Here is a 17400-nt window from a genome sequence, read left to right as displayed (position 1 = left end):
CTGTGCCGATCCTCAACAAAGACATGACCCTCTGCATCTCGCTCTCCGCCCGCCCGAGCAACAACGGGACGCGCTTCCACAACTTCCTCTACGAAGCGCTGGGCCTCAACTGGATCTACAAGGCTTTTGCCCCCACGAATCTCGAGCAGGCCATCGCGGGCGTGCGGGGGCTCGGCATCCGCGGCTGCGCCGTCTCGATGCCCTACAAGGAGGACGTCATCGCCCTCGTGGACGGCATGGACGCTTCGGCGAAGGCGATCGACTCGGTCAACACGATCGTCAACGACAACGGGGTCCTGACGGCATACAACACGGATTATGCGGCGATCGAGCAGCTCATCCAGCGCGCTGCGGACCGTGATGGCCTGCGGCCCGATTGGTCAGTGCTCCTCCGAGGCTCAGGCGGGATGGCCAAGGCCACCGCGGCCGCGTTCCGTGACGCCGGCTTCCGGAATGTGACGATCGTGGCCCGCAACGAGGCCAGTGGCCGTGCCCTTGCGGGGCTGTACGGCTTCGGCTGGCAGGCCGAGCTTGGAGACAGCCGCGCGGACGTCCTGGTCAATGTCACGCCCATCGGCATGGCCGGCGGGGCTGAGGCCGACTCCCTGTCCTTCCCCCGCGAGGCGATCGATGCAGCGCGGCTGGTGTTCGACGTCGTCGCCCTCCCCGCTGAGACGCCGCTCATCGTCGCGGCGCGGGACGCGGGGAAGCCGGTGATCAGCGGCGCGGAGGTCATGACGATCCAGGCCCTTGAGCAGTTTGTGCTCTACACCGGCATTCGGCCCACCGACGAGCAGGTGCGCGCGGCGGAGGAGTTCATGCGCGCCGGCTAGGCGGGCTCGACGACAGCAGCCACCCGGTCCTCGCCGATCCGCGTCAGCACGAGGGTCGCCCGCTTGTGCGGCGCCTTGCGCGCAGGCTTGCCGAGGCCGGCCATGAGCAGCTTGCGGAGCTCGTCGGGGGCGACGGCGACGCCGCGCTTCTTGATGTCGAGCGCGGTGATGCCCTCGTCGCGCACCCACTGGCGCAGCGCCCGGACGTTGTAGTGGCGCACGTCGAGGACCCTGTAGGCCCGAGCGAAGGGGGTCGAGACGAGGTCCGGGGCGCAGATGTAGGCGATGTGCGGATCAAGCAGGTGCCCGCCCAACCGGTCCGCGAGCTCGGCGACGAGGCCCGAGCGGATCACGGCGCCGTCGGGTTCGTAGAGGAAGCCCTCGAGCGGTCCGAGCTCGGGCTGCACGCCCTCGCCGAAGTCCGTTTCGGCGACGAGCTCCGACACTGAGTCGTCGGCGAGCACGAGGGCTGCCCGGCGAATCGTAGGGCGCCTGAGCGCGTTGAAGTACAGGGCCACCTCGGTGACATCCCCGTCGACCGAGACCCACTGTGCCTCGCACCCGTCCGGCACGGAAGCATGCGGGATTCCCGGCCCGAGCTTGACGCCCACGGGCAGGCCTTTGTCGGCGAGCTCCGACGCGAAGCTGAGCGGCGGCGAGAAGTCCTCCGGGTCCCACAGTCGCGTGGTGCCTGACGTCGTCGTCGTCCGCCGCGCGGGATCGAGCCACACGCCGTCGATCCCCTCGAGCGAGACTGCTTGGGCATCCGCGTGGACGACGCGTGCCTGGGGAAACGGCATGAGGTTGATCGTGGCGCAGGCCGCGGTCGTCTCATCGAGTTCGACGGCGGTGACCTCCAGGTCGAGGGAGGCCATCGCCATGGCGTCCGCACCCAGGCCACAGCCGAGGTCCGCGACGTGGCGGACGCCGGCGTCGACGAATCGCCGCGCGTGGCGGGCGGCGACACTGAGCCGGGTGGCCTGCTCGAGTCCTGCCCGCGTGAAGAGCATGTGGCCCGAGAACTCGCCGAACTTTGCCTCCGCCTTCACCCGGAGGCGTGCCTGGCTCAGCACGGCGGAGACGAGCTCGGGGGAGTGGCCGGCCTTGCGCAGCCGGGCGCTGATCGCCAGGGCGTCCTCCTCGCGATAGGGGCCAAGCGAGTTCAGGAGGGCCCAGCCTTCGGCGGTGAGCAGGGGCGCGAGCTGCTCGGAGGCGGAAGGGTCCTGGGGCATGGATCAAGCCTAGTTCACGGCCGCATGACGCCCGCCGGCAGCCGCGAATCTGGTTATGGTGGAGGCATGGAGACGACGCCAGCAGACGCTTCGCCGACCGCCAGCCACGGAGATTTCTCCCGCTACACCCGTCCTTTGCTCATTCTCGGCATTGTTGTCGCTGTCGTCTCGGCGGTCCTCCTCCTCGTGGTCCTCGGCCTCGATGCCTTCACGGCCACCGTGTACTCGGTGGGCGGCAAGAGCATCGACGACGGGACTCCCGAGGCCCAGGCGCTCCGGGACCAGTACCTCGGTGCGAAGATTGCCGCCATCGTGGGGCTCGTGGTGGGCGGGGTCTTCCTCGTGGGGTCCCTCCTCGTCATGTACTTCAACCGCTCCCGCGGGGGCGACGACGGCGACGACCTGAGCTTCGACGAGCTCGCTGGCGAATAGCCCGCCGGGGAATAGTCGCCGCGACACGGGCACTCACTTGGCACTCGCCTTGACCGAGTGCCAGCCTCTCAATAGAGTCATGAGTAGCACTCGTCATGTGTGAGTGCTAACTGTCCAGGCACGCTCCGGCACCCGCGACGACGGTTGCATGCCCGGCTGAGGATTTCCGTGACCCGTTCATGAAAAGGAGAGATCCGTGTCGGTCTCCATCAAGCCCCTCGAGGACCGTATTGTCGTCAAGCCGCTCGAAGCGGAGCAGACCACTGCTTCGGGCCTCGTGATCCCGGACACTGCCAAGGAGAAGCCGCAGGAAGGCGAAGTTGTCGCTGTCGGCCCCGGCCGCGTTGACGACAACGGCAACCGTGTTCCGGTCGACGTGACCGTCGGCGACGTTGTCCTCTACTCGAAGTACGGCGGCACCGAGGTCAAGACGGGCGGTTCCGAGTACCTCGTGCTCTCGGCCCGCGACGTCCTCGCCATCGTCGTCAAGTAAGTCCGCGCCGAGCAGGACTTCAACGGCAGCACCCCGGTCGACGCGGCCGGGGTGCTTCCCTTGGACCCAAGGAGAAGCGAATGGCAAAGCAGCTCGCATTCAATCAGGACGCCCGCAAGGCCCTCGAGGCCGGCGTCGACAAGCTCGCCGACACGGTCAAGGTGACCCTTGGCCCGCGCGGCCGCAATGTCGTCCTCGACAAGAAGTGGGGTGCGCCGACCATCACGAACGATGGCGTGACCATCGCCCGCGAGGTCGAGCTCGACGATCCCTACGAGAACCTCGGCGCCCAGCTCGCCAAGGAAGTTGCCACCAAGACGAATGACGTCGCCGGCGATGGCACCACGACCGCGACCGTGCTCGCCCAGGCTCTCGTCAAGGAAGGCCTCCGCAACGTGGCCGCTGGCGCCGCCCCGGGTGAGATCAAGCGCGGCATCGAGGCGGCCGTCGAGGCCGTCGCGACCCGCCTCGGCGAGAACGCCCAGGAGGTCTCGGGCAAGCAGGTGGCCAACGTGGCCGCCATCTCGGCCCAGTCGGACGAGATCGGCGAGCTCCTCGCCGAGGCCTTCGAGAAGGTCGGGCAGGACGGCGTCATCACGATCGAGGAATCCTCGACGACGCAGACCGAGCTCGTGCTCACCGAGGGCATGCAGTTCGACAAGGGCTACCTGTCGCCGTACTTCGTGACCGATGCCGAGCGTCAGGAAGCTGTCCTCGAGGACGCGCTGATCCTCATCAACCAGGGCAAGATCTCGTCGCTGCAGGACTTCCTCCCGCTCCTCGAGAAGACGCTCCAAGCATCGAAGCCGCTCTTCATCATCGCCGAGGACATCGAGGGCGAGGCCCTGTCCACGCTGATCGTCAACAAGATTCGCGGCACGCTCAACGCGGTTGCGGTCAAGGCCCCGGGCTTCGGCGACCGCCGCAAGGCCATGCTCCAGGACATCGCGACTCTTACGGGCGCTCAGGTCATCTCCCCGGAGGTCGGGCTGAGCCTCGACCAGGTCGGCCTCGAGCAGCTGGGCACGGCGCGCCGCATCACCGTGACCAAGGACACGACGACGATCGTCGACGGCGCCGGTTCGGCCGAGGACGTTGCCGCTCGGGTTGCCCAGCTCCGCGCTGAGCTCACCCGCACCGATTCCGACTGGGATCGCGAGAAGCTCCAGGAGCGCCTCGCCAAGCTCGCCGGCGGCATCGGCGTCATCAAGGTCGGCGCGGCCACCGAGGTGGAGCTCAAGGAGAAGAAGCACCGCATCGAGGACGCCGTGTCCTCGACCCGTGCCGCTCTGGAGGAAGGCATCGTGGCCGGTGGCGGTTCCGCTCTCGTCCACGCCGTGCGCGCCCTCGACGAGGACGAGACGGTCAAGGCCCTCTCCGGCGAGTCCGCGGTCGGCGTGGGGATCGTGCGCCGCGCGCTCGTCCAGCCGCTGCGCTGGATCGCGCAGAACGCCGGCTTCGACGGCCACGTCGTGGCCGCTCGGGTCGAAGAGGCCGAGGTGAACCACGGCTTCAACGCGAAGACTGGCGAGTACGAGGACCTCATCGCCGCCGGTGTCATCGACCCGGTCAAGGTCACCCGCTCGGCTCTGCGCAACGCGGCATCCATCGCGGCTCTCGTCCTCACGACCGAGACGCTCGTGGCGGACAAGCCCTCCGACGAGGACCACGCGGGCCACAGCCACTGATCGGCTTCTGAACCCCGCATCGAGGGCCGCCCCGGGATTCCCCGGGGCGGCCCTCGTGTCTCTGCTCACTTTCCGTTCGCTCACATAGGCCCTTCACACCATTCACAAGTTCCGCACAGGTCGCAGGGCGGAAATGGAGGGCAGGCGAGGGAGACGGAGGGACCGGGAGAGCGATGACGGAGACGACGACGGAAGCGGAGTCGGCAGCCGAGCGGACGACGGCGGGCGGCCACCGCCGCGAGGGCCCTCCGGAGGGCGACGGGCGGAAGTTCCGCCCAGAGATCCAAGGTCTGCGGGCCGTGGCCGTGCTCCTCGTGGTGCTCTATCACGTGTGGCTCGGGCGCGTCTCGGGAGGCGTGGACGTCTTCCTCATGATCTCGGCGTTCCTCATGACGGGCCAGTTCGTCGCGCGGCACCGGAAGGGCCAGCGGACCAAGCTGTTCAAGCATTGGGCCCATGTCTTCCGCCGTCTGCTGCCCGCAGCGGCTGTGACGATCGCGGGGACGGTGCTCGCCACCGTCGTCTTCCTGCCGGCGACCCGATGGGCCACGGTGCTCGAGCAGGGCGTGGCGTCGCTCGTCTACGCGGAGAATTGGCTACTGCAGCGGGACGCCGTGGACTACTACGCGCAGGATCATTCGCTGGCGAGCCCGTTCCAGCATTTCTGGTCGCTCTCGATCCAGGGCCAGATCTTCGTGCTGTTCCCGATCCTGTTCGTGCTGCTCGGAGCCTTGGCGCGGCGCTTCCGGCTCCGGTACGAGCGGTTGCTCGCCCTCGCCTTCGGCATGATCTTCGCAGCTTCGCTCGTGTACTCGATCGTGGACACCGCGCTGAACCAGACGCAGGCGTACTTCTCGCTCTGGGCGAGGATCTGGGAGTTCGCATTCGGCAGCCTTCTGGCGCTCGCGATCGACCGGGTGCGCGTGCGGCCCGTCGTCGCTGTGGTGATCGGCTGGGCGGGCCTCGCCGCGATCGTCGCCTGCGGCCTCGCCCTCAACGTCGAGACGGCGTTCCCGGGGGCGATCGCCCTGTGGCCCACCCTCTCGGCTGCCGCGGTGATCCTCGCGGCCGAGCACGGCGGCGCCCTTGGGGTCCACCGGTTCCTCTCGTCCCGGCCCCTCCGCAAGCTCGGCGACATCTCGTACGGCCTCTACCTGTGGCACTGGCCTGTGCTCGTGATCGCGCTCGTGTGGCGGGACAAGGACCGCGCAGGATGGCTGCTCGGCACCGCCGCGATCGTCGTCTCCCTCGTTCTGGCGTACGTGACGATCCGCTTCGTGGACCGTCCGTGGCGGGCCTGGAAGTGGCCCGAGCGGCGGCTCCGGAACGCGGTCCTCGGCATTGCCGCCTGTGCGCTGGTGGCGGTCCTGCCGATTGCGTCGGTGCAGCTGAGCATCCAGACGAAGTCGAACGCCGCGGAGGCCAAGGCCAACGTCGACAACCCGGGGGCCGCGGCGCTCACGCCGGGCTTCACGAGCCAAGCCTCGCCGACCGCCCAGGTCCTCCCGCTCGCGCAGAACCTTCCGGACGACTGGTACGGACTGCCTTCGAAGTGCTCGTCCGATCTCCACGTGCCCTCGACGCTCACGAAGAACTGCTCGATGGACAACGCGGGGCCGGCTGCATCGAAGACGATTGTCGTGGTCGGTGATTCCCATGCCGAGCAGTGGATGTCAGCCCTCGAGCCGGTCGCCCAGCAGCACGGGTGGCGCGTGGTCGCCCTGCTCCTGGGAGGGTGCATCTACACGCCTAGCGTCCAGACTCCCAACACCCCATGCAACACCTTCAACAGTCAAGTGTCCTCGTACCTCGCGGCGAACCCGCCCACGGCGGTGTTCATGGTCGGCACGGTGGCGGCGCCGTCGTCGTCCGAGGAAACCCTCACCCCCGGTCTCGGCGCGACGGTGTCGAGCCTCACTGCCAAGGGGGTCGACGTTGTCGCAGTCCGCGACAATCCCCGCTTCACGTTCAATATGGCCGACTGCGTGGTGCGGAACGGCGGGACGAGCAGCGAGTGCAGCCCCTCGCTCGCGAGCGTCCTCGCGCCGCAGGACCCGCTGGCAGCGTTCGCGGCGCAGCACGCCGACCGCTTCACGGCGATCGACATGACGGATCTGATCTGCCCGAACGGGATCTGCGGCGGTGTGATTGGAAACACCTACGTCTATCTCGACGACAACCACCTGACCAAGACGTACGCCGCCACAATGTCCGCAATGCTGGGAGAACGGCTGCTCTCGGGCACTGGGTGGACGAGCTGAGTCCACTGAGGGAACGCTCCCACAGCACTGAAAACCGCCTCAGGGCCACGGAGATGATCGCCTAGGATTGATACCTTGCCCCGCACCTAGGAGTTCCACACCGTGACGCCCACGAGCCGCGCGACCGCGGCAAGCCCGACCGAGGCCAGCTCCCTGCCCCAGCGGAAGTTCAGGCCGGAGATCCAAGGGCTTCGGGCGGTGGCTCTCGGCCTCGTCGTGGCGTACCACGTCTGGCTTGGGCGGGTATCGGGCGGCGTTGACGTCTTCCTCCTCATCTCGGCGTTCCTCATGACCGGCCAGTTCGTGGACAGGTACCGGACGGGCGCCCGGGTGAGCCTGCCGAGACACTGGCTCCACACGTTCCGCCGGCTCCTTCCGGCGGCGGTCGTGACGATCGTGGGCACCGTGATTGCGTCCCTCGCGATCCTCCCGGGCACGCGGTGGGCCACGATCCTCGAGCAGGCGTGGGCTTCGCTGTTCTACGCCGAGAACTGGGTGCTCCAGCGCGACGCGGTGAACTACTACGCACAGGACCATTCGACGGCGAGCCCCTTCCAGCATTTCTGGTCCCTGTCGATCCAGGGGCAGGTCTTCCTCGTGTTCCCGGTGGTGTTCCTCATCGCAGCGGCGGTGTGCCGGCGGGCGCGACTCAACTACGAGCGGGTCCTGTTCTGGGCGTTCGCAGCCCTCTTCCTCGTCTCCCTCGTGTACTCGGTCTACGAGACCGCGGTGTCCCAGTCCGAGGCCTACTTCGATACCGGTGCCCGCCTGTGGGAGTTCGCGCTCGGTGCGCTGCTCGCCATCGTTTCGGGCAGGGTGAGGCTTCCAGCGCGTGCGGCCGCTGCCGCGGGCTGGGCCGGGCTTGTGCTCATCATCGCGTGCGGGCTCGTCCTGCAGGTCGACGGCGTGTTCCCCGGTTTCGCGGCGCTCTGGCCCACGCTGGCTGCCGGCGCCGTCATCCTCGCCGGGGAGGACGGCGGGACCCGGGGCGTGCATCGGCTCCTCGGCCTGGCGCCGTTCCAGCGCCTCGGCAATGTCTCCTACTCGCTCTACCTTTGGCATTGGCCGGTTCTGGTGCTCGCGACCGAGGTGCGCGGCGGGGAAAGCCCGGGCTGGCTCGCCGGGAGCGCGGTCATCCTGGCCTCGCTCGCCCTCGCGTACGTCACGACGAGATTCGTCGACAAGCCGTGGCGCGCTTGGCGCTGGCCCGAACTGCGGGTCCGGCAGGGACTCGTCGCCGTCGCGGCCTGCGTCGCCGCCGTCGCGCTTCCAGTCGGAAGCATCCAGGCCTCCATCCAGATCGCGAACCACAAGGCCATCGCCAACGCGCCGCGCAACAACCCCGGCGCGGCGGCGCTCGTCCCGGGCTACAGCGGGACGCCGGACCCGAAAGCCAGCCTCCTGCCCCTTCCGTCGAAGCTCGAGCAGGACTGGGCGAGCCTGCCGCAGCAGTGCGATGACGATCTGGGTCTCTCTGCAAAGCTCCGGGGCAACGGCTGCTCCCAAGTCGGACAGTCTGGGGCGTCGAAGACCGTGCTGGTGGTGGGAAACTCGCACGCCCAGCAGTGGCTCGGCGCGCTCCTGCCCGTGGCCGAGCAGCACGGCTGGCGGATGTACCAGCTGCTCAAGGGAGGCTGCGTCTACCAGCCGCCGTCGTCCGACGTCGGGGACGACTGCAACGAGTTCAACCAGGAAGTGTCGTCGCAGATTGCCGCCCACCGTCCCGACGCAGTCGTCCTCGTCGGCACGGCGGCGGCACCGTCGTCGTCGGATGAAACCCTGACTCCGGGGCTTGAGCAGCTGGTGGAAGGCTTCACGAAGGACGGGATCGACGTCGTCGCACTCCGCGACAACCCCCGCTTCGCCTTCAATATGTCTGAGTGCGTGGTCCAGCACGGCGAGGCCGACTCGGCGTGCCGAGCGCCGTCGTCGTCCGTCCTCGCGCCTGAGAACCCGCTCACGGCGCTCGCGAGCCGCTACCCCGACCGGTTCCACGCGATCGACATGACGGATTTCCTGTGTCCGGGAGGCGAGTGCCGCGGCGTGATCGGCAACGTATTCGTGTACTTGGACAGCAACCATCTCTCGCGCACCTACACGTCTTCGCTCTCGCCGATCCTTGAGCAGCGGATCATCGCGGCCACCGGCTGGGCGTAGCTGTGGAGTTCGTCACGCTGAGGTCATGGCGGAATACCGGCTTGCGCGCGGGAAGTTTAGGATAGAAAGCACCGCAGCAGACCACGCCCGTAAGCACTGGCTGGTCATCAGCACTTCCCGTCAGTTAGCGCCCATCCCCCTGGCGCACGGCCAAGGAGCACTCATGACCACCCCCGAGCACGATCCCTTCGGCTTCCTCGGACTCACCTACGACGACGTCCTCCTGCTGCCCGGCCCCACAGACGTCATTCCCTCGGACGCCGACACGTCCACGAGGCTCTCGCGCCGCATCCGACTAGGCATTCCGGTGCTGTCCGCCGCGATGGACACCGTCACCGAGGCGCGCATGGCCATCAGCCTCGCGCGACAGGGCGGAATCGGGATCCTCCACCGCAACCTCTCCATCCAGGATCAGGCGGACCAGGTCGATCAGGTCAAGCGCAGCGAGTCCGGCATGATCACGAAGCCGGTCACGGTGGGTCCGGACGCGACGCTCAAGGAGCTCGACGACCTCTGCGCCCACTACCGGGTCTCGGGCCTGCCCGTCGTCGACGGCGACCGCCGCCTGCTGGGCATCATCACGAACCGCGACACGCGCTTCATCCCGTACGAGGAGTTCGCCAGCCGCAAGGTCCACGAGGTCATGACCCCCATGCCCCTCGTGACCGCGAAGGTGGGCGTGGCCCGCAACGAGGTCATTGGCCTCCTCGGCAAGCACCGGATCGAGAAGCTCCCACTCGTCGACGACGAAGGCATCCTGCAGGGGCTCATCACCGTCAAGGACTTCGAGAAGGCGGATCAGTACCCCAACGCGACGAAGGACGACGCGGGGCGCCTGCGCGTGGGCGCGGCCGTGGGCTTCTTCGGCGACGGGTACGAGCGCGCCATGACGATGGTCGAGGCCGGCGTGGACGTCCTCGTCGTGGACACCGCGAACGGCCACAGCCAGGGTGTCCTCGACATGATCTCGCGGCTCAAGAAGGATCCGGCTGCGGCGCACGTCGACGTCATCGGCGGCCAGGCTGCGACGCGCGAGGGCGCTCAGGCGCTCATCGATGCGGGCGCGGACGCGATCAAGGTCGGCGTGGGTCCGGGCTCGATCTGCACGACCCGTGTGGTCGCGGGCGTCGGCGTGCCGCAGATCACCGCGATCTACGAGTCGGCAAAGGCTGCGATCCCCGCGGGCGTCCCCGTGATTGCCGACGGCGGCCTCCAGCACTCGGGCGACATCGGCAAGGCCCTGGTCGCAGGGGCCGACTCGGTGATGCTCGGCTCGCTGCTCGCGGGCACCGCCGAGGCGCCGGGCGACCTCGTCTTCATGAACGGCAAGCAGTTCAAGTCGTACCGCGGCATGGGCTCGCTCGGGGCGATGCAGACGCGCGGCAAGAACACGTCCTACTCCAAGGACCGGTACTTCCAGGCGGACGTTCCGAACGACGAGAAGCTCATCCCCGAGGGCATCGAGGGCCAGGTGCCCTACCGCGGCCCGCTCGGCGCCGTGGCGCACCAGCTCATCGGCGGCCTGCGCCAGACCATGTTCTACGTCGGCGCGCACACCATCGAGGAGCTCAAGGCGAAGGGCAAGTTCGTCCGCATCACGTCGGCCGGCCTCAAAGAGAGCCACCCGCACGACATCATGATCACGGCCGAGGCACCGAACTACCGCCGGTAGCCCGACCCGTCCCTGCGAAAGGCCTCTTGCCCGGCTCCGGGCGAGGGGCCTTTCTGCTGGGTCGACTGAGGTGTCGACTAAGGTAGAGGCCGTGACCTACGAGATCGAAATCGGCCGCGGCAAACGCGGACGGCGTGCCTACTCCCTCGACGACATCGCCATCGTTCCGACCCGGCGCACACGTGACCCCGAGGATGTCTCCGTCTCGTGGCAGATCGACGCCTACCGGTTCGAGATGCCGGTCATCGCCGCCCCGATGGACTCCGTGATGTCGCCGGCCACCGCGGTCGAACTGGGCCGCCTCGGAGGCCTCGGCGTCCTCGATCTCGAGGGCCTGTGGACGCGCTATGAGGACCCCGAGCCCGTTCTCGCGGAAATCGCCGGACTCGAGGGGGAGCCGTCGAGCCCTGCGGTCACCCGCCGTCTCCAGGAGCTCTACGAGCGGCCCGTGGATCCTGAGCTCATCACCTCGCGGCTCGCCGAGATCCGTGCATCCGGGGTCACGGTCGCGGGTGCCCTCACCCCGTCGGGGACCGTGCGCCACTACAAGACCGTGCTGGCCGCAGGCGTCGACCTCTTCGTGATCCGCGGAACCACCGTCTCTGCAGAGCACGTCTCCAAGAACCAGGAACCGCTCAACCTCAAGAAGTTCATCTATGAGCTCGACGTTCCGGTGATCGTCGGCGGGGCCGCCGGCTACACCCCTGCGCTGCACCTCATGCGGACCGGCGCCGCGGGCGTCCTCGTGGGCTTCGGCGGGGGAGCGACGACGACGACGCGCCGCGCCTTGGGCATCCATTCGCCCCTTGCGTCTGCGATCAGCGACGTGGCGGCCGCGCGCCGGGACTACATGGACGAGTCGGGCGGCCGGTACGTCCACGTCATTGCCGACGGCGGAATGGGCACCTCGGGCGACATCGTCAAGGCGATCGCCATGGGTTCCGACGCAGTCATGCTCGGTTCCGCCCTGGCGCGCGCCGCGGAGGCGCCCGGCCGCGGCTGGCACTGGGGCGCCGAGGCGCACCACCCCGACACGCCCCGTGGCGAGCGCGTGAACGTCGGGACGGTCGGCCCCATGCAGGAAGTACTGTTCGGGCCGGGACACCACGCTGACGGAACGTCGAATCTCGTGGGGATGCTGCGCCGCTCCATGGCCACGACCGGCTACTCCGACCTCAAGGAGTTCCAGCGGGTCGACGTGGTGGTCTCGCCCTACGCGGGCCTCTGATGACTGCTTGACGGTCTGCCTAGACTCGGAGGATTACACGATTCTCGCTGGCTGAGGGGGCGGATCATGGCAGGACGATTGGGTCCGGAGGGACGCAGTCAGGCGATCGGGCGGCTGCGGGAAACCGTCTCGCGGGGTGGCGAGCTGGACGTCCTCATCGTCGGGGGCGGCGTGGTGGGAGCGGGCGCCGCGCTGGATGCGGTGACGCGTGGTCTCGACGTCGGCATCGTCGAGCAGCGGGACTGGGCGTCGGGGACGTCGTCGCGCTCGTCCAAGCTCATCCACGGCGGCCTCCGCTACCTTGAGATGCTCGACTTCCGACTCGTGCAGGAGGCCCTCCAGGAACGTGGGCTCCTGCTGCAGCGCATCGCCCCGCATCTCGTCAAGCCTGTGCCGTTCCTCTATCCGCTGTCCCACCGCTGGTGGGAGCGGCCGTACGTGGGGATGGGCATGGTCCTCTACGACGGCCTGGGCCTCTCGAACGGGCACCGAACCGGCCTGCCCGTGCACAAGCACCTGTTCCGCCGTGGCACGCTCCGCGCCGCTCCGAGCCTGCGGGACGACGCGATGGTCGGTGCGATCCGCTACTACGACGCCCAGGTCGACGACGCGCGAATGGTCACTGCGATCGTCCGGACGGCGGCACATTATGGCGCGCACGCCGTGAACCGAATGCGGGTTGTGGGGTTTGTCCGCGAGGGGGAGCGGGTCGTGGGGGCCCACGTCCGAGACCTCGAGACGGGCGAAGAGTTCGACATCCGGGCAAAGCAGGTCATCAACGCGACCGGCGTGTGGACCGATGAGACGCAGAGCATGATCACTGACCGGGGACAGCTCAAGGTCCGGGCCTCGAAGGGCGTCCATCTCGTTGTCCCCAGGGACCGCTTCCAGTCGACGGTGGGGCTGATCCTGCGCACTGAGAAGTCGGTGCTGTTCGTCATCCCCTGGGGCAGGCACTGGATCATAGGGACCACCGACACCGACTGGCAGCTCGACAAGGCCCACCCGGCCGCCTCCAGCAAGGACATCGACTACATCCTCGACCACGTGAACCAAGTCCTGCGGCGCCCCCTCACGCGGGAGGATGTCGAAGGCGTGTACGCGGGCCTGCGTCCCCTGCTCGCGGGCGAGAACGACTCGACGGCGAAGCTCAGCCGGGAACACGTCGTGGCGCACCCCGTGCCGGGGATGGTGGTCATCGCCGGCGGCAAGTTCACGACGTATCGGATTATGGCCCGGGATGCCGTGGACGAGGCGGTGCGCAGCATGGACGTGCTCGTCCCCGCAAGCGTCACCGACCGGGTGCCCCTCGTCGGAGCCGACGGGTTCAAGGCGATGTGGAACCGGCGGCACCGCTTGGCCGCGGGCGCCAGCGTGCACGTGGCGCGCGTGGAACACCTGCTGAACCGCTTCGGATCCTTGGCCACGGAGGTGCTGGACCTCATCGCCGATGACCCCTCACTCGGCGAGCCGCTGCCCGGTGCCGACGACTACCTTCGGGCCGAAGTCGTCTACGCCGTTACGCACGAGGCGGCGCGCCATCTCGAGGACGTCCTCACCCGGCGTACCCGGATCTCGATCGAGGCATGGGACCGCGGCGTGTCGTCAGCCCCCGTTGTCGCCGAGCTCATGGCGCCGCTTCTGGGGTGGAGCGAGGTCCAGCGGGAGAATGAGATTGCACACTACCTCAAGCGTGTCGAGGCCGAACGGCTGAGCCAGGAACAGCCGGATGACGCGACGGCCGACGTCGCACGGCTGGGTGTCGCAGACATCATTCCGGTCAAGTAGCCGGGCCGCGGCGGCGAGGTCCGTAAAATGGCCCCATGCCCCAGCCTTTCGATCGCTATGACGCGCAGCTGACCTCGCCCGGGCTCGTAATCCTCGAGATGGAGGCTGCCGATCGCGGGGACGCTGCGCGCCAGCTCGCCGGGCGGCTTGCCGCCGAGGGCCGGGTCGACGATCTCGACGCGTTCCTCGCGGACGTGGGAGCGCGCGAGCATCAGATGGCCACGGGCCTTCCAGGCGGGATCGGCCTTCCCCATGCCCGGAGCGAGCACGTCCTCCAGCCCTCGATCGCCGTCGGCGTCGCGAGGTATGGGCACGCCGTCGATTTCGGGGCCGTCGATGGGCCGGCCTACGTCGTCCTGCTCGTTGCCACTCCCGCCTCGAGCTTCTCGGAGCATCTCGAGGTCCTCGCGACGATGGCGCGCTCGCTGTCGAAGGCGGGATTCCGCGAGTCGCTCCGCCGAGCCAACGACGCCGACATCATCGCCGAGCTCATCAATTCCTCCCTCGTGTTCGGGGACTAGCGGCTGCGCCGGGCGGCCTTGGCCGTTTCGGTTTTCTACAGCTTGTCGGAGTACCGTGGAATGGTGCTTCGGACCGCCCTCAAACCCCGCTGGATCCTCGCGCTCATCGGTGCGCTCGCGATCTCGGGCGTGTTCGTGCTCCTGAGCCAGTGGCAGTTCTCCCGATCGACCTCGGATGCCCCTCCCGTCGTCACAACCACCGAGACGCCCCAGCCGCTGACCAAGACCCTGGAGCCGGGAACGACCTTCCCGGCCACTGCTGCCGACCAGATGGTGACCGCCGCGGGCCACTTCGATCCGTCTCGCCAAGTGCTCGTGCCCAACCGGCTGCGCGATGGCGCCAGCGGCTGGTGGGTGGTCACCGCGTTCGCTGTCGACGGCGCTCCCGCCGTGGGCGCAGACCGCACCGTGATGATCCCGGTAGCGCGCGGCTGGATCTCCGATCCGGCTCAAGCCGGCCCGCCGCCGTCGGGCGCTGTCCAGCTCACCGGACGACTCCTGCCGTCCGAGGCCCCGGAGCCCATGAAGAGCCCGTCCCCCGGTCAGGCCTCGATGGTCTCCGTCGCCGAGCTCATCAACATCTGGGACACCGCGAGCTATCCGGGCTTCGTGAGTTCCACGCACGAGGTGACGACCGCCGGAGACCAGGCTGCCGCTGCCGTGGGTGGCGCACTCAAGCCGCTCGGCATCGCCGCGCAGCCGCCTTCGGCCCCGGTGAACTGGCTCAACATCTTCTACGCCGTGGAGTGGGTGGTGTTCGCCGGCTTTGCGATTTTCCTGTGGTGGCGACTGGTCCGCGATGACTACGAGCGCGAGCAGGAGGCTCTCGCTCCCTCCCACGAGACCGGTCCCGCCCACGAGCCCGACATCGACCAGCGATCCGAGACTGATCATCGATCAGAGACTGACCAGCGATCCGAGACCGGAGGAACACCGTGATCGACCCCAAGCCCGCCGCCGGGCGGACTCCTCAACGCCGTTTTGGCGGAACTGTCGCCCAGATCCGCTCGGCCCTCGGCTTCTACCGCGTCATGGCGTACGCCACCGGCAGCATGCTGCTCCTCCTCTGCGTCGAGATGATCCTGCGCTACGGATTCGGCAAGTTCCTCTTCGCCGGCGGACGAGACGCGTTCACGGGCGCTCCGTTCGGCTTCGGGCTTGCGGATGCCGAGCCCGCAGGCGTCGTCGGCGGCGTGAATGTCTCCCTCGCGATCCTCATCGTTCACGGCTGGATGTACGTCCTGTACCTCATCTCCAACTTCCGGCTGTGGTCGCTTCTGCGCTGGCCCTTCCGGCGCTTCATCCTCATGGCCCTCGGCGGCGTGGTCCCCTTCCTCTCGTTCTTCGTGGAGCGCCGCATGCACGCCGAGGCGGAGCGCGAGCTTCTCGCTCATCCAGACGCGGGGGCGCGTTACTGACCGTCCGGGGAGGGGGAGGCCGGAAGGCGCCAACACTGACTTCCGGTAGGCTTGACGGGTGACAAAAGCATCCCAGAGCACTGGCTCCCAGACAGCCCACAGGCCCGTGCTCGTGGTGGACTACGGTGCCCAGTACGCGCAGCTCATCGCGCGACGCGTCCGCGAGGCGAACGTCTATTCCGAGATCGTCCCGCACACCCTCACCACTGAGCAGATCCTCGCCAAGAATCCGGCCGCGATCATCCTCTCCGGCGGCCCCTCGAGCGTCTACGCCGAGGGAGCGCCCAGCGTGGGCGCAGACCTGTTCGAGGCTGGGGTTCCGGCGTTCGGCATCTGCTACGGGTTCCAGGCGATGGCAAACGCCCTCGGCGGCGTCGTCGCTAAGACCGGCCTGCGCGAATACGGAGCCACTCAGGTGTCCGCCGTGGGCGAGCCCCACTCGATCCTCGCGGGAACCCCGGTGCTCCAGAGCACGTGGATGAGCCACGGCGACTCGGTCCAGGAAGCGCCCGAGGGCTTCGAGGTGCTGGCGACGACTCCGGGTGCACCAGTCGCGGCCTTCGTGAACACGCAGAGGGCGCTCGGAGGCGTCCAGTGGCACCCCGAGGTCAAGCACTCGGAACACGGCCAGACAGTGCTCGAGAATTTCCTCTTCGGAGTGGCAGGCCTCGAGCGCAACTGGACCACGGGGAACATCGTGGACGAGCAGATCGGGCGCATCCGGGATCAGGTGGGCGACGCGCGGGTCATCTGCGGCCTCTCGGGCGGAGTCGATTCCGCCGTGGCGGCCGCACTCGTCCAACGAGCTGTCGGCGACCAGCTGACGTGTGTCTTCGTTGACCACGGCCTGTTGCGCGAAGGCGAGGCCGAGCAGGTTGAGCGCGACTTCGTCGCCGCCACCGGCGTCAACCTCTACGTCGCCAATGAGCAGGATCGCTTCCTCAACGCGCTCGCCGGGGTGACCGACCCCGAAGAGAAGCGGAAGATCATCGGCCGTGAGTTCATCCGAGCCTTCGAAGAGGCAGAGCGCGCCATCATCGAGAAGGCCAAGGCTGAGGGGGAGCAGATCCGCTTCCTCGTTCAGGGCACGCTGTACCCGGACGTGGTCGAGTCGGGCGGCGGCGAGGGCGCCGCGAACATCAAGAGTCACCACAACGTCGGCGGCCTGCCCGAGGATCTGCGCTTCGAGCTCGTCGAGCCGCTGCGCACCCTGTTCAAGGATGAGGTGCGGGCAGTGGGCCGGCAGCTCGGCCTGCCTGCCGAAATCGTGGGGCGCCAGCCGTTCCCCGGACCGGGTCTTGGGATCAGGATCGTCGGCGAGGTCACCCGCGAGCGTCTCGAACTCCTGCGCAAGGCCGATGCGATTGCCCGGCACGAGCTCACCGCCGCCGGTCTCGACGACGAGGTCTGGCAGATGCCGGTCGTCCTCCTCGGCGATGTCAGGAGCGTGGGCGTCCAGGGCGACGGCAGGACGTACGGGCATCCCATCGTGCTCCGCCCCGTCTCGAGTGAGGACGCGATGACGGCCGACTGGTCGCGGCTTCCGTACGATCTCGTCGCGCGGATCTCGAACCGCATCACGAACGAAGTCGACGGCGTCAACCGGGTGGTGCTCGACGTCACGAGCAAGCCGCCCGGCACCATCGAATGGGAGTGATCTCACGCTGATTTGGCCCC

14 protein-coding genes are annotated in these 17400 nt (G+C 68.2%); 13 read left to right on the top strand and 1 reads right to left on the bottom strand.

Annotation, left to right across the window (positions count from 1 at the left end; translation table 11 throughout):
• The first annotated feature begins 2 nt into the window (after positions 1 to 2).
• Positions 3 to 833 carry a shikimate 5-dehydrogenase gene (locus tag E5679_RS05850; protein WP_275092544.1) on the top strand — a complete coding sequence of 277 codons (831 nt, stop codon included), beginning with the start codon at positions 3 to 5 and terminating at the stop codon, positions 831 to 833.
• Here the strand turns inward: E5679_RS05850 and E5679_RS05845 are convergent.
• Complete coding sequence (locus tag E5679_RS05845) at positions 830 to 2065, bottom strand: class I SAM-dependent methyltransferase (RefSeq protein ID WP_138414132.1); 1236 nt, start codon at positions 2063 to 2065, stop codon at positions 830 to 832. The genes E5679_RS05850 and E5679_RS05845 overlap by 4 nt on opposite strands.
• A 66-nt stretch (positions 2066 to 2131) precedes the next feature.
• On the opposite strand from E5679_RS05845, the gene E5679_RS05840 reads away from it, so the two are divergent.
• The 12 genes from E5679_RS05840 (at position 2132) to guaA (ending at position 17380) form a co-directional block, all read left to right on the top strand.
• The gene (locus E5679_RS05840; RefSeq protein ID WP_138414131.1) at positions 2132 to 2497 is read left to right on the top strand and encodes a hypothetical protein; all 366 of its coding nucleotides are present in this window, start codon (positions 2132 to 2134) and stop codon (positions 2495 to 2497) included.
• 196 nt (positions 2498 to 2693) lie between these two features.
• Positions 2694 to 2990 (top strand): co-chaperone GroES, encoded by a 297-nt coding sequence (groES, locus tag E5679_RS05835; RefSeq protein WP_043120020.1) that lies wholly within the window; start codon positions 2694 to 2696, stop codon positions 2988 to 2990.
• A gap of 80 nt (positions 2991 to 3070) precedes the next feature.
• Positions 3071 to 4678, top strand: coding sequence for a chaperonin GroEL (gene groL, locus E5679_RS05830; protein ID WP_138414130.1), 1608 nt, complete (start codon positions 3071 to 3073; stop codon positions 4676 to 4678).
• 173 nt (positions 4679 to 4851) lie between these two features.
• On the top strand, positions 4852 to 6939 hold the full coding sequence (locus E5679_RS05825; protein ID WP_138414129.1) for an acyltransferase family protein: 2088 nt from the start codon (positions 4852 to 4854) through the stop codon (positions 6937 to 6939).
• A gap of 102 nt (positions 6940 to 7041) precedes the next feature.
• Positions 7042 to 9096 carry an acyltransferase family protein gene (locus E5679_RS05820; protein WP_138414128.1) on the top strand — a complete coding sequence of 685 codons (2055 nt, stop codon included), beginning with the start codon at positions 7042 to 7044 and terminating at the stop codon, positions 9094 to 9096.
• A gap of 163 nt (positions 9097 to 9259) precedes the next feature.
• Positions 9260 to 10768, top strand: coding sequence for an IMP dehydrogenase (guaB, locus tag E5679_RS05815; RefSeq protein WP_138414127.1), 1509 nt, complete (start codon positions 9260 to 9262; stop codon positions 10766 to 10768).
• Between the two features lie 91 nt (positions 10769 to 10859).
• A complete protein-coding gene (locus E5679_RS05810; protein WP_138414126.1) occupies positions 10860 to 11996 on the top strand; it encodes a GuaB3 family IMP dehydrogenase-related protein in 1137 nt (378 codons plus the stop codon).
• A 66-nt stretch (positions 11997 to 12062) separates the two neighbouring features.
• Positions 12063 to 13784, top strand: a complete 1722-nt coding sequence (locus tag E5679_RS05805) for a glycerol-3-phosphate dehydrogenase/oxidase (RefSeq protein WP_138414125.1) — start codon at positions 12063 to 12065, stop codon at positions 13782 to 13784.
• Positions 13785 to 13819: 35 nt separating this feature from the next.
• Positions 13820 to 14305 (top strand): PTS sugar transporter subunit IIA, encoded by a 486-nt coding sequence (locus E5679_RS05800; protein WP_138414124.1) that lies wholly within the window; start codon positions 13820 to 13822, stop codon positions 14303 to 14305.
• A gap of 60 nt (positions 14306 to 14365) precedes the next feature.
• A complete protein-coding gene (locus E5679_RS05795) occupies positions 14366 to 15244 on the top strand; it encodes an SURF1 family protein (RefSeq protein WP_338055888.1) in 879 nt (292 codons plus the stop codon).
• Positions 15241 to 15723, top strand: a complete 483-nt coding sequence (locus tag E5679_RS05790; RefSeq protein ID WP_138414122.1) for a DUF3817 domain-containing protein — start codon at positions 15241 to 15243, stop codon at positions 15721 to 15723. The genes E5679_RS05795 and E5679_RS05790 overlap by 4 nt, the downstream gene beginning before the upstream one ends.
• A 106-nt stretch (positions 15724 to 15829) precedes the next feature.
• Positions 15830 to 17380, top strand: coding sequence for a glutamine-hydrolyzing GMP synthase (gene guaA, locus E5679_RS05785; protein ID WP_138414324.1), 1551 nt, complete (start codon positions 15830 to 15832; stop codon positions 17378 to 17380).
• Positions 17381 to 17400 lie beyond the last annotated feature (20 nt).

This window comes from Sinomonas gamaensis (assembly GCF_005876955.1).
GTDB classification, from domain to species: Bacteria; Actinomycetota; Actinomycetes; order Actinomycetales; family Micrococcaceae; genus Sinomonas; species Sinomonas gamaensis.
Note: the sequence above shows the minus strand (reverse complement) of the source record. Positions and strands in the feature narration are given on the sequence as shown.

Coding starts and splice junctions, on each gene's coding strand:
- E5679_RS05845 (WP_138414132.1), bottom strand. CDS start 2,065: ATGCCCCAGGACCCTTCCGCCTCCGAGCAGCTCGCGCCCCTGCTCACC.
- E5679_RS05840 (WP_138414131.1), top strand. CDS start 2,132: ATGGAGACGACGCCAGCAGACGCTTCGCCGACCGCCAGCCACGGAGAT.
- groL (WP_138414130.1), top strand. CDS start 3,071: ATGGCAAAGCAGCTCGCATTCAATCAGGACGCCCGCAAGGCCCTCGAG.
- E5679_RS05825 (WP_138414129.1), top strand. CDS start 4,852: ATGACGGAGACGACGACGGAAGCGGAGTCGGCAGCCGAGCGGACGACG.
- guaB (WP_138414127.1), top strand. CDS start 9,260: ATGACCACCCCCGAGCACGATCCCTTCGGCTTCCTCGGACTCACCTAC.
- E5679_RS05805 (WP_138414125.1), top strand. CDS start 12,063: ATGGCAGGACGATTGGGTCCGGAGGGACGCAGTCAGGCGATCGGGCGG.
- E5679_RS05800 (WP_138414124.1), top strand. CDS start 13,820: ATGCCCCAGCCTTTCGATCGCTATGACGCGCAGCTGACCTCGCCCGGG.
- E5679_RS05795 (WP_338055888.1), top strand. CDS start 14,366: ATGGTGCTTCGGACCGCCCTCAAACCCCGCTGGATCCTCGCGCTCATC.